Origin of the sequence: Piscinibacter sp. XHJ-5, assembly GCF_029855045.1 — a bacterium.
In the GTDB taxonomy this organism is placed as follows: Bacteria; Pseudomonadota; Gammaproteobacteria; order Burkholderiales; family Burkholderiaceae_C; genus Albitalea.
The window spans coordinates 4,823,582-4,839,123 of record NZ_CP123228.1; the positions used below are offsets into that span (position 1 = coordinate 4,823,582).

At 68.9% G+C, this 15,542-nt stretch carries 11 protein-coding genes and 1 pseudogene; all 12 read right to left on the minus strand.

What is annotated here, in order from left to right; translation table 11 throughout:
• Positions 1-3: 3 nt before the first annotated feature.
• The 12 genes and pseudogenes from P7V53_RS22700 to P7V53_RS22755 all read right to left on the minus strand — a co-directional run bounded on the left by P7V53_RS22700 (position 4) and on the right by P7V53_RS22755 (position 15,533).
• A complete protein-coding gene (locus P7V53_RS22700) occupies positions 4-1,008 on the minus strand; it encodes a cytochrome d ubiquinol oxidase subunit II (protein WP_280151782.1) in 1,005 nt (334 codons plus the stop codon).
• Positions 1,005-2,402: a cytochrome ubiquinol oxidase subunit I gene (locus P7V53_RS22705; RefSeq protein ID WP_280151783.1), complete on the minus strand. Its 1,398-nt coding sequence runs from the start codon at positions 2,400-2,402 to the stop codon at positions 1,005-1,007. Before P7V53_RS22705 ends, P7V53_RS22700 begins: the two co-directional genes overlap by 4 nt.
• Positions 2,403-2,459: 57 nt before the next feature.
• A complete protein-coding gene (locus P7V53_RS22710) occupies positions 2,460-3,155 on the minus strand; it encodes a DUF6781 family protein (RefSeq protein WP_280151784.1) in 696 nt (231 codons plus the stop codon).
• An 11-nt stretch (positions 3,156-3,166) separates the two neighbouring features.
• Complete coding sequence (phbB, locus tag P7V53_RS22715; RefSeq protein ID WP_280151785.1) at positions 3,167-3,913, minus strand: acetoacetyl-CoA reductase; 747 nt, start codon at positions 3,911-3,913, stop codon at positions 3,167-3,169.
• Positions 3,914-3,985: 72 nt separating this feature from the next.
• On the minus strand, positions 3,986-5,164 hold the full coding sequence (locus P7V53_RS22720; RefSeq protein WP_280151786.1) for an acetyl-CoA C-acetyltransferase: 1,179 nt from the start codon (positions 5,162-5,164) through the stop codon (positions 3,986-3,988).
• A gap of 132 nt (positions 5,165-5,296) precedes the next feature.
• Entirely contained in the window at positions 5,297-6,616 is a 1,320-nt protein-coding gene (locus P7V53_RS22725; protein ID WP_280151787.1) for an NAD(P)/FAD-dependent oxidoreductase, read from the minus strand.
• A 24-nt stretch (positions 6,617-6,640) separates the two neighbouring features.
• Entirely contained in the window at positions 6,641-7,984 is a 1,344-nt protein-coding gene (locus P7V53_RS22730) for a dicarboxylate/amino acid:cation symporter (protein WP_280151788.1), read from the minus strand.
• A gap of 164 nt (positions 7,985-8,148) precedes the next feature.
• Positions 8,149-9,084, minus strand: a pseudogene (gene lipA, locus P7V53_RS22735) (lipoyl synthase); the annotation flags it as partial.
• A 7-nt stretch (positions 9,085-9,091) separates the two neighbouring features.
• Positions 9,092-11,380: an NADP-dependent malic enzyme gene (locus P7V53_RS22740; protein WP_280151789.1), complete on the minus strand. Its 2,289-nt coding sequence runs from the start codon at positions 11,378-11,380 to the stop codon at positions 9,092-9,094.
• Positions 11,381-11,410: 30 nt separating this feature from the next.
• Positions 11,411-12,187, minus strand: coding sequence for an alpha/beta fold hydrolase (locus P7V53_RS22745; protein WP_348273485.1), 777 nt, complete (start codon positions 12,185-12,187; stop codon positions 11,411-11,413).
• A gap of 28 nt (positions 12,188-12,215) precedes the next feature.
• Positions 12,216-13,943, minus strand: coding sequence for a dihydrolipoyl dehydrogenase (lpdA, locus tag P7V53_RS22750; protein WP_280151790.1), 1,728 nt, complete (start codon positions 13,941-13,943; stop codon positions 12,216-12,218).
• 18 nt (positions 13,944-13,961) lie between these two features.
• Complete coding sequence (locus P7V53_RS22755) at positions 13,962-15,533, minus strand: dihydrolipoyllysine-residue acetyltransferase (RefSeq protein WP_280151791.1); 1,572 nt, start codon at positions 15,531-15,533, stop codon at positions 13,962-13,964.
• Positions 15,534-15,542 lie beyond the last annotated feature (9 nt).

A 15,542-nucleotide genomic window follows, 5' to 3' on the forward strand; every position in this document is an offset into this window, starting at 1 on the left:
GCGCTATGCGTACCTGAGTTCACCGGTCTTGCCGCGGAACACGCGATAGGCGAAGACGGTGTAGGCCGCGATCGCGGGCACCGAGATGCACACGCCGATCAGGATGGCCTTCAGCGCCGCCGGCCCGCTCGCGGCCTGCCAGATCGTCAGGCGATCGATGACGACGAAGGGATAGATGCTGTAGGCCAGGCCGAGGAAGCCGAGCACGAAGACGACGATCAGCAGCACGAACGGCAGCCAGCAGATCGGCCCGCGCACGAGCCGCGTGCCGAGCAGCCCGCGCACCGCCAGCAGCGACAGGCCCGTCATCAGCGGGATGGCCGACAGCGCGATGATGTCGGGCAGCACGAACCAGCGCCCACGCACGGTGGGGCTGATCCACGGCGTCGCCATCGAGATCAGCACCAGTCCCACGACCACCGGCAGCCACGCGATCCGCGCCCATTCCACCGCGCGCTGCTGCAGTTCACCCTCGGTCCTCATGATGAGCCAGCAGGCGCCCAGCAGCACATAGGCCATCGGCAGCGCGACGGCGATCGCGGCCGCGAAGAGCGGGTAGTTCCAGCCCTGGCCGAAGCCGCTCACGTAGCGGCCCAGCATCCAGCCCTGCGCCATGGAGGCCAGCATGGAGCCGGCGAAGAACAGCCGGTCCCACGTCGGCTTGTGCGTCGCGTGCGCCTTGACGCGGAAGTCGAATGCCACGCCGCGCAGGATGAGCCCGATGAGCATCAGCGCCACCGGCAGGTACAGCTCGGTGAGCACCAGCCCGTGCGCCTTGGGAAAGGCGATCAGCAGCAGGCCGATGCCCAGCACGAGCCACGTCTCGTTGGCGTCCCAGAAAGGCCCGATCGAGGCGATCAGCACGTCCTTCTCCGCGGCGCTGGCGCGGTGCATCAGCATGCCGACGCCGAGGTCGTAGCCGTCGCTGATGACGTACACCAGCATCGACAGGCCCATCAGTCCCATGAAGATGACGGGCAGCAGCGCGTCGAAGGACATCCAGGTCATGTCAGCCCCTCGATGACGGGCGCCGTGATGGCGCCGGGCGGCGTCGCCGCGCGCTCGGCGGATTCGTGGGCGAGCACCTCCTCGGGCTTTTCGGCCATGTACTTGAGCACGCCGACATAGGCCAGGGCGAGCGCGCCGTACACGGCGACATACAGCGTCAGCGTCAGCGCGATCATCGGCGCCGGCACGCCGGACGCCACGTCGGCCGTGCGGATCAGCCCGTACACGATGAACGGCTGGCGGCCGATCTCGGTCACGTACCAGCCGGCCACCGTCGCGATCCAGCCGGAGAAGGTCATGCCGGCCAGCACCCACAGCAGCGCACGCGGCAGCTCGCGCGGCTGCCAGCCGCTGCGCCGGTACAGCCACCAGCCGGCCCAGCTCGTCAGCAGCATGAGCACCCCCATGCCGACCATGACGCGGAAGGCCCAGAACACCGGCAGCACCGGCGGGTGCCGGCCGCGGAACTCGTTCAGGCCGCGGATCTCGCCGTCGAAGTCGTGGCGCAGGATGAAGCTCGCCAGCTTGGGGATGGCAATCGCGAAGCGGTTCTCGCGCGCCTGCTCGTCGGGAATCGCGAACAGTAGCAGCGGCGCGCCGCGCTCGGTCTGCCAGACGCCCTCCATCGCCGCGATCTTCTGCGGCTGGTGCTCGAGCGTGTTGAGACCGTGCAGGTCGCCGACGAAGATCTGCACCGGGATCAGCATCGCCGCGAGCGTCAGGCCCACGCGCATCACGCGCGGCGCCGACAGCGGCGCCGCGCCCTTGAGCACCTGCCAGGCGCTCAGGCCCGAGAGCAGGAACGCGCAGGTCAGCGCCGAGGCCAGCAGCATGTGCGTGAATCGATACGGGAACGATGGATTGAAGACCACCTGCAGCCAGCTCGCGACCTGGTAGCGGCCATCGACCACCTCGTGACCGGTGGGGGTCTGCATCCACGAGTTCAGCGCGAGGATCCAGAAGGCGCTGATCGTGGTGCCCAGCGCGACGAAGAAGGTCGCCCACAGGTGCACGCGTTCGCTGACCTTGCCGTGGCCGAACAGCATGATGCCGAGGAAGCCGGCCTCGAGGAAGAACGCGGTCAGCACTTCATAGCCGAGCAGCGGGCCGGCGATGTCGCCCACGCGCTCCATGAAGCCGGGCCAGTTGGTGCCGAACTGGAAGCTCATCACGACCCCGCTCACCACGCCGAGCGCGAAGCTGAGCGCGAACACCTTGGTGTGGAAGCGGTAGGCGTTCAGCCAGGCCTGTCGATCACCCGGCTCGCCGGCGCGCAGGTAGCGCCAGCGGAAGAACAGCAACAGCCAGCCGAGCGCGATGCTGATGGTCGGGAACAGGATGTGGAAGGTGATGTTGGCCGCGAACTGCATGCGCGCCAGCATGAGCGGATCCATGAGCCCGGCTCCTGTGAGGATGAAGCGGCGCCGGCGCCACGAGCGCCGGCGCGTGGTTCAGCGCTTGGCCCGCGAAGGCTTCGCCGCCGAGCCGACGTCTGCACCGGGCGCGCCAGCCATTGCGCCCGACATGCCGATCAGCACCCCGCTGGCCAGGGCGGCGTAGTGGTCCAGCAGGGCCTGCGCCGTGCGCTGGCCCAGCGCGCGGCCTTCGCGCAACGCGGCCTGCGACTGGGTGGTCAGCTGCTGGATCGCGTTCTGCGCCGCGCCGCCCGTCGCGCTGCCGTCCTGCTTGAAGCCCTGCAGCGCCTGCGCCCACGGGGCCTGCAATCCACCCGCCGCGTCGCCGGCCGCCTTGTGGATGGCGCCGAACAGCGTGTCCTCCATCTTCTCCAGGTCGGTCATCGCCTTCTTCAGCTGCTTGTCCTGCAAGGCCACGCCCTGCTCCACCAGCTGCTCCAGCGCGCGGCGGCTCGCCTCCACGGCACGCAGCACCGCCGCGTCCATGCCGGCCACCGCCTGCGCCAGCAGCGCATCGACCCCGGAGGCGACCGGGTTCTGGGCAGCGCCGGCGGACACCGCCTGCGTCACGACCTTCAGCGCGTCCTTGATCGACTTCAAGGTGAGTTCGCGGCCCTGCAGCGCCTTCAGCGTCGCCTGCTGCACGGACTCGCGGACCGCGTCTCCCTGCTTGGCCGTCGCCTCGGACAACTGGCGGATCAGCGCGTCGGCATCGATTCCTGATCGTGTCATCGTCTGCTCCGTCATTGCATGTGCTGACCGCCGTTGATGGCGATGTTGGCGCCGGTCACGAACGCCGCTTCCTCCGAGGCGAGGTAGATGATCAGCCCGGCGACCTCCTCCGGCTTGCCGAGCCGGCCGACCGGGATGTGCGGCAGGATCTTCGTGTCGAGCACTTCCTTCGGGATCGCGGTGACCATCTTGGTGCCGATGTAGCCGGGCGAGATGGTGTTCACCGTCACGCCCTTCTTGGCGACCTCGAGCGCCAGTGCCTTGGTGAACCCGTGAACGCCGGCCTTGGCCGCCGAGTAGTTGGTCTGGCCGAACGCGCCCTTGGACCCGTTGACCGACGACACGTTGATGACGCGGCCCCAGTTGCGCTCCACCATCTGGTCGGCGACCTGCTTGGTCATGTTGAACAGGCTGTCGAGGTTGGTGCGCATCACCGCGTCCCAGTTGACCTTGTCCATCTTCTTGAAGGTCATGTCGCGGGTGATGCCGGCGTTGTTGACCAGCACGTCGACGGGACCCAGCCGGGAGGTGACCTCGGCCACGGCCTTGGCGCAGGAATCGATGTCCGCCACGTCGCACGGCACCGCCAGCACGTCATAGCCGCGCGACTTCATGTCGGCCACCCATTCGGCGTGCTTGGTGTTGCCGGGCGAGTAGGTCACCGCCACCCGGTAGCCGGCATCGATCATCTTGGTGGAAATCGTCTCGCCCAGGCCGCCCATGCCGCCTGTCACGAGAACCACACGTTCCTTGCTCATCGTCGTCTCCTATGGTTGTTGGACAGATCCCTCAGGCCCCCTCTCCCGCAAGCGGGACAGGGAACGTGCACCTCAGCGTTCCACCGCCAACGCTACACCCATGCCGCCGCCGATGCACAGCGCCGCCAGCCCCTTGTGCACCTGGCGTCGCTGCATCTCGTGCAGCAGTGTCACCAGCACGCGGCAGCCCGACGCGCCGATGGGATGGCCGATCGCGATGGCGCCGCCATTGACGTTGACGCGTGCCGGGTCGACGTCGAGTGCCTTGTTGACGGCGCAGGCCTGCGCGGCGAAGGCTTCGTTCAGCTCGAACAGGTCGACGTCGCCGGCCCTCCAGCCGGCGCGGGCCAGCGCCTTGCGCGAGGCCGGCACCGGGCCCATGCCCATGGTCGCGGGGTCCAGCCCGCTGGTGGCAAAGCTCGCGATGCGCGCCAGGGGCGTGAGACCCAGTGATGCGGCCTTTGCCGCGCTCATCACCATCACCGCGGCCGCGCCGTCGTTGATGCCGGACGCGTTGCCGGCCGTGACCGTGCCGGACTTGTCGAACGCGGGCCGCAAACCCGCGAGGCCCTCGGCGCTGGTCTTGCGATTGATGAACTCGTCCTTGTCGAACACGACCGGGTCGCCCCTTTTCTGCGGCAGCACCACCGGCACGATCTCGTCGGTGAAGCGGCCTGCGTCCTGCGCGGCCGAGGCCTTCTGCTGAGAGGCGAGCGCCAGCGCGTCCTGCTGGTCGCGGGTGACGCCGTGGGCCTTGGCGACGTTCTCGGCGGTGACGCCCATGTGGTACTGGTTGTACACGTCCCACAGCCCGTCGTTGACCATGGAGTCGACGAGCTTCCAGTCGCCCATGCGCTGCCCCTGGCGAGAGCCGAGCAGCACGTGCGGCGCAAGGCTCATGCTCTCCTGGCCGCCGGCGATGACGATCTCGCTGTCGCCCCACGCCACGGCCTGCGCCGCCAGCATCACCGCCTTCAGTCCGGAGCCGCAGACGGCATTGATCGTCAGTGCCGGCGTCTCCTGCGGCAGGCCCGCCTTCAGCGTTGTCTGGCGCGCGGGGTTCTGCCCGCAGCCGGCGGCAAGCACCTGGCCGAGGATGACCTCGCCGACCGCCTGCGGGTCCACGCCGGAGCGCTGGAGCAGGCTCTTGACCACGACTGTGCCCAGCTCGGTGGCGGGCGTGGCGCCCAGCGTGCCGCCGAACTTGCCGACGGCGGTGCGCGCGGCGGCGACGATGACGATCTCTTCCATCTGCGTTCTCCTCAGGTAAAAGTGCACTCCGCGGTCGGCAAGCCGTCCTGCGGACGGGGCCTCCACATCGAACAGGGCTTCACGGCAACTTCCTTCGCATTCGCCTGGATCCCGCTAGACAGCATGGGTGGCTCAATGCAGTTTCACGTGCGGCTCGGTGCGCCGCGTGATCACGCGGGCCATCGTGTCGAGCGTCACCTTCACGGGCCCGTGAAGGGCGAGCTCGTGCATCTTGTAGAGCGACAGGTACATCAGCCGCGCAAACAGCCCGTCGACCATGAGACTGCCGCCGATGAGGCCGCCCATCATGTTGCCGACCGTGCTGAACTCGCCCAGCGACACCAGCGAGCCGAAGTCCCGATAGCGCCATTCCTTCAGCGGCTTGCCGGCCAGACGCCGCTTGATCTGCGCATACAGATGCGAGGCCTGCTGGTGAGCCGCCTGCGCGCGCGGCGGCACGTTGCCGCCGTTGCCGGCCCATGGACAGGCGGCGCAGTCCCCCATCGCGAACACGTCGTCGTCGCGCGTGGTCTGCAGCGTGGGACGCACGACGAGCTGATTGATGCGGTTGCTCTCGAGCCCGCCGATGTCCTTGAGGAAGTCGGGCGCCTTCACACCGGCCGCCCACACCACCAGCTCCGCCGGCAGCATCCGCCCATCGGCCAGGCGAACGCCCCCGCGCAGCACCTCCGCCACCCTGGCGTTCGTGTGCACCTGGACCCCCAGCTTGAGCAGCAGCGCCTCGGTGGCCTGCGACAGGCGCGGGGGAAGCGCCGGCAGCACGCGGTCGGCCGCCTCGACCACCGTCACCCGGATGTCCTTGTCGGGGTCGACACGGTCGAGCCCGTAGGCGACCACCTCGCGGGTCGTGCGGTGCAGCTCCGCCGCCAGCTCCACGCCGGTGGCGCCGGCGCCGATGATGGCGACCTTGAGCTGGTCGGGGGTCAGCGCGGCCGGCTGCGCATGGGCACGGATGCAGGCGTTGACCATGCGCGCATGGAAGCGCCGGGCATCGGCCTGCGATTCGAGCTTCATCGCGTGCTCGGCCACGCCCGGCGTGCCGAAGTCGTTGCTCTGGCTGCCGACGGCCATGACGAGCGTGTCGTACGCGAAGCGGCGCTCCGGCGTGACCTGCCGGCCCTCGTCGTCGAAGGACGGCGCGACCTGCACCTCGCGACGCTCGCGGTCCAGCCCGACCATCTCGCCGATGCGGTAGCGGAACCGGTGCCAATGCGACTGCGCCAGGTAGTCCACCTCGTGCGCGGCCAGGTCCATGCTGCCGGCCGCGATCTCGTGCAGCTTGGGCTTCCACACATGCGTGCGGTTGCGGTCGATCAGCGTGACCTCGACGCGCCGGCCCATCCGGTCGCCCAGCCGCGTGGCCAGCTCGAGTCCGCCGGCGCCGCCGCCGACGATCACGACGCGGTGGCGGTCGGCTTGAGTCGCGTTCATCGTGCAGCTCGTCCGGTGCGGCCGTCAGACCTTGCCATGCACCGGCAGGTGGTGCTGCACGACGTCGAGAACCTTCTCCGGTTCCTCGGCGTCGACCACCGTCTCGTTGTTGAGCTGCGCCTTCATGCGCTTCTCGTCCAGGTCGCCCGTCCACTTGCCGACGACGACGGTCGCCACGCCGTTGCCGATCAGGTTGGTCAGGGCGCGCGCCTCGGACATGAAACGATCGATGCCGAGGATGAGCGCGAGCCCGGCCACCGGCACATGCCCGACCGCCGACAGCGACGCGGCCAGCACGATGAAGCCGCTGCCGGTCACGCCGGCGGCGCCCTTGGACGTGAGCAGCAGCACCGCGAGCAGCGTCAGCTGCTGCGTGATCGTCATCGGCGTGTTCGTCGCCTGCGCGATGAACACCGCGGCCATGGTCAGGTATATCGAGGTGCCGTCGAGGTTGAACGAATAGCCGGTCGGGATCACCAGCCCGACGGTCGACTTGCGCACGCCCAGGTTCTCGAGCTTGGCCATCATGCGCGGCAGCACCGACTCGCTCGACGAGGTGCCCAGCACGATCAGCAGCTCCTCCTTGATGTACTTGATGAACTTCCACACCGAGAAGCCGTGCACCCGCGCGATGATGCCCAGCACGATGAAGATGAACACCAGGCAGGTCGCGTAGAACGTGCCCATCAGCTTGGCCAGCGAGACCAGCGAGCCGACGCCGTACTTGCCGATGGTGAACGCCATCGCCCCGAAGGCGCCGATGGGAGCGACCTTCATCACGTAGCCGATGATCGTGAAGAGCACGTGCGAGGTCTTCTCGATCAGGTCGAACACCATCGTGCCGCGGCCTCCGAAGCGGTGCAGCGCGAAGCCGAACATCAGCGCCACGAGCAGCACCTGCAGCATCTCGCCCTTCGCGAAGGCATCGACGACGGTGCTCGGAATGATGGCGAGCAGGAAGTCGACCGTGCCCTGCATCTTGCCGGGGCCGGTGTAGGCGGCGATGCTCTTCGTGTCGAGCGTGGCCGGGTCGACGTTCATGCCGTGGCCAGGCTGCACGACGTTGACGATGACCAGCCCGACGATGAGCGCGATCGTGCTCACGATCTCGAAGTACAGCAGCGCGTAGCCGCCGGTCTTGCCGACCTTCTTCATGTCTTCCATGCCGGCGATGCCGACGACGACGGTGCAGAAGATGATCGGCGCGATCAGCATCTTGATCAGCTTGATGAACGCGTCGCCGAGCGGCTTCATGGCCGCGCCGGTCTCGGGATAGAAGTGCCCGAGCAGCACGCCGATCACGATGGCCGTGATGACCTGGAAGTACAGCGATTTGTAGAAGGGCTTCGGGGTGGGGTCGCGGTCCATGGTCTTCTCCTGTGATGTCAGAGCGCACCTCCCCTCTCCCGCCAGCGGGAGAGGGGCAGGGTCGAGGGCTGGCCGAGCGCTTGCGCCTGCTGGCGCAGGCCGCCCTCACCCCGACCCTCTGCCGCAAGCGGGAGAGGGAGCTCGCCGGGTCTTGTGTTCGTCGGGAGTCCAGCAGCGAGGGCCTGCTCGTCCGCCCGGTAGCTGGAGCGCACGAGCGGCCCGCAGGCCGCGCTCGCGAAACCCATCGCCAGTGCCGTCGCGCGAAGCGCGTCGAACTCCGCCGGCGCGGCGTAGCGCCTGACCGGCAGGTTGCCCGGCCGCGGCTGCAGGTACTGCCCGATGGTCAGCATGTCGACGCCGTGCTCGCGCAGGTCGCGCATGACGGCGATCACCTCGTCGTCGGTTTCGCCCAGGCCCAGCATCAGCCCCGACTTGGTCAGCACGCCCTTGCAGCGCGACTTGAACTGCGACAGCAGCCGCAGCGAATGCTCGTAGTCGGCGCCCGGCCGCGCCTCGCGGTACAGGCGCGGCACGGTCTCGAGGTTGTGGTTCATGACGTCGGGCGGGTCGGCGGCCAGCCGGTCGAGCGCAATGTCCAGCCGCCCGCGGAAGTCGGGCGTCAGCACCTCGATGCGCGTGCGCGGCGAGCGCTCTCGCACGGCACGGATGCACGCGGCGAAATGCGCCGCGCCGCCGTCGCGCAGGTCGTCGCGGTCGACGCTGGTGATGACGACGTAGGAAAGCCGCAGGCGCGCCACCGTGTCCGCCAGGTGAGCGGGCTCGTCGACATCGGGAGGCTGCGGACGCCCGTGGGCGACGTCGCAGAACGGGCAGCGCCGCGTGCACAGGTCGCCCAGCACCATGAAGGTCGCCGTGCCGCGGCTGAAGCATTCACCGATGTTCGGGCAGCGCGCCTCTTCGCACACCGTGTGCAGGGCCTGCTCGCGCAGCACCCGCTTCACGTCGCGAAAGACCGGCCCATCGGGCAGCGGGACGCGCAGCCAGCCGGGCTTGGGCTGTGCCGGGTCGTCGGCCGCCGGAACGATCGGAATGCGGCGCGTCTTCGCGTCGCCGCGCTGGCCGGGTTGGATGCTCGACATGGTGAGCTCAGCCCCTGCGCGAGGAAGCGGCGTCGACCACCGCGAGTGCCGTCATGTTGACGATGCGTCGTACCGTCGCCGAGGGCGTCAGCACGTGCGCCGGCTGCGCCGCGCCGAGCAGGATGCCGCCGACGGTGATGCCGTGACCGGCGGCCATGCGCAGCAGGTTGTAGGAGATGTTCGCCGCGTCGACGCTGGGCATCACCAGCACGTTGGCTGGCCCGGCGAATCCCGAGTCCGGGAATTCCTGGTCGAGGATGCCCTGCGACAGCGAGGCGTCGCCGCGCATCTCGCCCTCGACGGCGAGCTGCGGGTCGCGCTCGCGCACCAGTTCCACCGCCTCGCGCATCTTGCGCGCCGACGGCGCGTCGGAGCTGCCGAAGCTCGAGTGCGACAGCAGCGCCACGCGGGGCGTGAGCCCGAAGCGGCGCACCTCCTCGGCGGCAAGCAGGGTGATGTCGGCCACCTGCTCGGCGCTCGGGTCGCGATTGACGTGCGTGTCGCAGATGAAGAGCTGGTGCTCGGGCAGCATCAGCATCTGCATCACGGCCATCGTGGCGGCGCCTTCGCGCAGGCCGACGACGTCGCGCACCGCCTGCAGGTGGTCGGACGTGCGTCCGAAGGTGCCGCACAGCATCGCGTCGGCGGCGCCCATGCGCAGCATCGTGGCGGCCAGCAGGGTGCTGCGGCTGCGCATCTCCGCGCGGGCCAGCGCAGGCGAGACGCCGTCGCGCCGGCGCAGCTGGTAGTAGGTGTCGGCGGCCTCTCCGTAGACCGCCGGGTCCAGCAGGTTGATGAAGGCGCAGTTCTCGCCCGGCTGCAGCCGCAGGCCGAATTCGGCGATGCGCCGCGCCATCACCTCGGGCCGCCCGAGCAGCAGCGGCCGCGCGATGCCTTCGTCGACGACCACCTGCGCGGCGCGCAGGACACGCTCGTCCTCGCCTTCGGCATAGATGACCGACTTGGGGCTGAGCTTGGCCGCGGCGAACACCGGCTGCATTGCGCTGCCGGACTGGTAGACGAAGCGGCCGAGCTTCTGGCGATAGGCCTCGGTGTCGGCGATGGGCCGCCGCGCGACGCCGCTGTCCGCGGCGGCCTGCGCCACGGCCGGGGCCACCACCTCGATGAGGCGCGGATCGAAGGGCTTGGGGATCAGGTAGTCGCGTCCGAAGCGCAGCCCGGCCGCGCCGTAGGCCTGCGCCACCACCTCGGGGATCTCGGCGTGCGCCAGCGCGGCGATGGCGCGCACCGCGGCCAGCTTCATCTCCTCGTTGATCGTGGTCGCGCCGCAATCGAGCGCGCCGCGGAAGATGAACGGGAAGCACAGGACGTTGTTGATCTGGTTCGGGTAGTCAGATCGCCCCGTGCCGATCACCGCGTCGGGTCGCACCGCCAGCGCGTCCTCCGGCATGATCTCGGGCGTGGGATTGGCCATGGCGAAGATCAGCGGGTCGCGCGCCATCTCCTTGACCATCTCCGGCTTGAGCACGCCGCCGGCCGACAGGCCGAGGAAGATGTCGGCGCCCGGCATCACCTGCGCCAGCGTGCGGGCGTTGGTCTCCACCGCGTAGCGCGCCTTGTTGTCGTCCATGCCTTCGGTGCGGCCGATGTAGACCACGCCCTTCGCGTCGGTGACGACGATGTTCTCGGGCTTGAGGCCCAGGCTCACGATCAGGTCGAGGCACGCCAGCGCCGCCGCGCCCGCGCCCGAGGCGACGAGCTTGACCTCGCGGATGTCCTTGCCCACGTGCTGCAGCCCGTTGAGGATGGCCGCCGCCGCGACGATGGCGGTGCCGTGCTGGTCGTCGTGGAAGACCGGGATCTTCATGCGCTCGCGCAGCTTCTTCTCGATGTAGAAGCACTCGGGCGCCTTGATGTCCTCGAGGTTGATGCCGCCGAAGGTCGGCTCCATGCGCGCGATGGTCTCGATCAGCGCATCGGGATCGTCCTCGGCCAGCTCGATGTCGAACACGTCGATGCCGGCGAACTTCTTGAACAGGCAGCCCTTGCCTTCCATCACCGGCTTGCCGGCCAGCGGCCCGATGTTGCCCAGGCCGAGCACCGCGGTGCCGTTGGTCACCACCGCCACGAGGTTGCTGCGCGCCGTCAGCTCGTCGGCCTGGCGCGGATCCTCGGCAATCGCCAGGCAGGCTTCGGCCACGCCCGGCGAATAGGCCAGCGCGAGGTCGCGCTGCGTGGCCATCGCCTTGGTCGGCATCACCGAGATCTTGCCCGGCGTGGGCAGCCGGTGGTACTCGAGCGCCGCCTCTCTCAGATCCTTGAGGTTCTCCGCCATGTCCTTGTCTCCGCTTGTGTCTTGTAGGGTTCAGTCGGTCACCGCGAGGGTCGAGCCGTGCAGCGCCTGCCGCACGGCCGCGATGAAGGTTCCGGGCCGGTCGGCATGCACCCAGTGGCCGGCGTCCTCGATGACCTCGACGCGCGCCTGCGGGAACATCGGCCGGAACGCCTCGCCGTCGGGCTGCTCGACGTAGTCGGAGCGCGCGCCCGCGATGACCTGCACCGGCCGCGTGAAGCGCAGGCTGCGCAGCTCCTGCGGGAATCCGCACAGCGTCGGGATGGCCCCGAGGATCGCGCCCAGGTTCAGGCGCCAGTCGAAGTGCGCGTTGCGCGCCACGAGGTTCTGCATCAGGAAGGGCACGACGCCGGCATCGGGCACCATGCCGGCCAGGCGCTGCCGCACTTCCTCGCGGCTGGCCGCATGCAGGGTGTCGATCGCCCGCATGGCCTCCGCGAAGGCCGACAGGCGATCCGCATAGGGCACGGGCGCGATGTCGACCACCGTGAGCCGCCCCACCTGCTTCGGATACATGAGCGCCAGCGCCATCGCGACCTTGCCGCCCATGCTGTGGCCGATCACCGCCGGCCGCGACAGGCGCTCGCGCTCGATCAGCTGCAGCACGTCGTCGGCCATCTCGAGGTAGCTCATCGAGTCGGCCCACGGCGACGCGCCGTGGTTGCGCAGGTCGACCGCGAGCACCCGGTACGAGGTCGACAGCTCGTGCGCCACCCGCCGCCAGTGCTGCCCGAGCCGAACAGCCCGTGCAGGATGACGACGGGCGGGCCGTCGCCGGTCGATTCGAATGCGAGGTCCAAGGCCATGACCTGTCCCGTCACTTCTTCTTCTGCGGCGGCAGGTCGGTGCACACGCCCTCGAACACCTCGGCGCTCATGCCGATCGATTCGCCCAGCGTCGGATGCGGATGGATGGTCTTGCCGATGTCGGCCGGCTCGCAGCCCATCTCCACCGCGAGGCACACCTCGCTGATCAGGTCGCCCGCATGCGTGCCGACGATGCCGCCGCCGATCACGCGGTGCGTCGCCTCGTCGAAGATCAGCTTGGTGAAGCCCTCGTCGCGGCCGTTGGCGATGGCGCGGCCCGAGGCGGCCCACGGGAACACCGACTTGCCGAACTTGATGCCCTCGGCCCTGCACTGCTCCTCGGTCTTGCCAGCCCAGGCGACCTCGGGATCGGTGTAGGCCACCGACGGGATCTGGCGCGCGTCGAACGACGCCTTGCCGCCGTGGGCGACCTCGGCCGCGACATGCGCCTCATGCACCGCCTTGTGCGCCAGCATCGGCTGGCCCACGATGTCGCCGATGGCGAAGATGTGCGGCACGTTGGTGCGCATCTGTCGATCGACCTCGATGTAGCCGCGCTCGGTCACCGCCACGCCGGCCTTGTCGGCGCCGATCTTCCTGCCGTTCGGGCTGCGGCCCACCGCCACCAGCACCAGGTCGTAGATCTGCGGCTCCTTGGGCGCCTGCTCGCCCTCGAAGCTCACCTCGATGCCGAGCTTGCTGGCCTTGGCGCCGACGGTCTTCGTCTTCAGCATGACCTTGTCGAAGCGCGACGCGTTCATCTTCTCCCACACCTTGACCAGGTCGCGGTCCGCGCCTTGCATCAATCCGTCGAGCATCTCGACGACGTCGATGCGCGTGCCCAGCGTCGAGTAGACGGTGGCCATCTCCAGCCCGATGATCCCGCCGCCGATCACCAGCATGCGCTTCGGGATCGACTTGAGCAGGAGCGCACCGGTGGAGTCGACGACACGGTCGTCCTCGGGCATGAACGGCAGCTTCACCGCCTGCGAGCCGGCCGCGATGATGGCCTTGGCGAAGCGCACCACCTTCCTGCCGCCGTCGGGCCCGACGACCTCGAGGTGATGCGGATCGAGGAAGCTGCCGACACCCGTCAGCACCTCGACCTTGCGCCCCTTGGCCATGCCGCTCAGCCCGCCGGTGAGCTTCTTCACCACGCCGTCCTTGAACGCGCGCAGCTTGTCGAGATCGATCTCCGGCGCGCCGTAGCGGATGCCGTGGTCGGGCAGGTTCTTCACCTCGTCCATCACCGACGCGGTGTGCAGCAGCGCCTTGCTGGGAATGCAGCCGACGTTCAGGCACACGCCGCCGAGGGTGGCGTAGCGCTCGACCAGCACGGTCTTCATGCCGAGGTCGGCGCTGCGGAAGGCGGCCGAGTAGCCCCCTGGCCCGGCGCCCAGCACGAGCGTGTCGCAATCGACGTCGGCCTTCGGGCCGCCCTCACCCCCCGCCCTCTCCCGAGTCGCGGGAGAGGGCTGGGGTGAGGGTACGTTCGTCTGCGCCGCCTGCAGCGTCAGGATCACCGAGCCTTCGCTGACCTTGTCGCCTTCCTTGACCTTGATCGACTTGACGACCCCGGCGTGCGACGACGGGATCTCCATCGACGCCTTGTCGGACTCGACCATGATGAGCCCGGTGTCGACGGCGACGGTCTCGCCTTCGCGCACCATCACCTCGATCACCGCGACGTCCTTGAAGTCGCCGATGTCGGGAACCTTGACTTCCACGAGCTGTGCCATAGCAGCGATTCCCCCGGATCAGAAGAGCACGCGCCGCAGGTCGGCGAGCACGTTGGCGAAATGCACGTTGAAGCGCGCGGCGGCGGCGCCGTCGATCACGCGGTGGTCCCACGACAGCGACAGCGGCAGCGTGAGCCGCCAGCTCGAGGTCTTGCCGTCGGTGGAGTGCTGCTTCCAGTAGCTCTTGCACACGCCCATGATCGAGACCTCGGGCGCGTTGATGATCGGTGTGAAGTAGATGCCGCCGATGCCGCCGAGCGAGGAGATGGTGAAGGTGCCGCCCTGCATCTGGTCGGGCTTGAGCTTGCCTTCGCGCGCCAGCTTGGCGAGCTCGCCCATCTCCTTGGCGATCTCGGGCACGGTCTTCTTGTCCGCGTCGCGGATCACCGGGACCATCAGGCCGTTGGGCGTGTCGGCGGCAAAGCCGATGTGCCAGTAGTTCTTGAGGACGAGCGCGTCGCCATCGAGGCTCGCGTTGAACTCCGGGAACTTCTTCAGCGTCGCGACGGCGGCCTTCATCATGAAGGGCAGCATGCTGATCTTGACGCCGCTCTTCTCCAGCTCCTTGTTCATCTGCACGCGGAACTGCTCGAGCTCGGTGATGTCGGCTTCGTCGTGCGTGGTGACGTGCGGGATGACGACCCAGTTGCGATGCAGGTTGGCCGCCGAGATCTTCTTGATGCGGCCCAGCTCCTTGCGCTCGATCGGACCGAACTTGGCGAAGTCGACCTTCGGCCACGGCAGCAGGTCGATGCCGCCGACGCCGCCGGCGGGAGCAGGAGCGGGCGCGGCCTTCGCCGCCGGCGATGCGGAAGCGCCGCCCTTGGCGAACGCCTCCACGTCGGCCCGCACGATGCGGCCGTGCTCGCCGCTGCCAGGCACCCTGCCGAGGTCGACGCCGAGCTCGCGCGCCAGCTTGCGCACCGCGGGGCCGGCGTAGGCCAGCGCGAAGGCCTTCTCGTCGATGGCGCCTTCCACGGCCGCTGCGGGCGCCGCAGCAGCCGCCTGCAAGGCCGGCACCGTGGCGGGAGCGGCGACCGGCGCGGAACCGGTGGCCAGCGCCATGATGACGCTGCCTTCGCTCACCTTGTCGCCGACCTTGACGCGGATCTCCTGCACCACGCCCGACAGCGGCGCGGGCACGTCCATCGTCGCCTTGTCGGATTCGAGCGAGACCAGCGGATCCTCCGCCTTCACGCTGTCGCCGACCTTGACGAAGATCTCGATGACGGGCACGTCCTTGAAGTCGCCGATGTCCGGGATGCGCACTTCCGCCAGTCCCGCGGGTGCATTCACCGGCGACGGCGGCGCGCTGACGCTCGGCTTGGCCGGCTCCGCCGCGGGCGCCGCCGCGCCAGCGAACTGCATGATCAGGCTGCCTTCGCTGACCTTGTCGCCGACCTTGATCGGAATGGCCTTGACCACGCCGGGATGCGGCGCAGGCACGTCCATGGTCGCCTTGTCGGATTCCAGCGAGACCAGCGGCGCTTCGGCCTGCACGGTGTCGCCGACCTTCACGAACACCTCGATCACCGGCACGTCCTTGAAGTCGCCGATGTCGGGCACCTTGATGTCGATCAGATTGCTCACGAGCTCCTC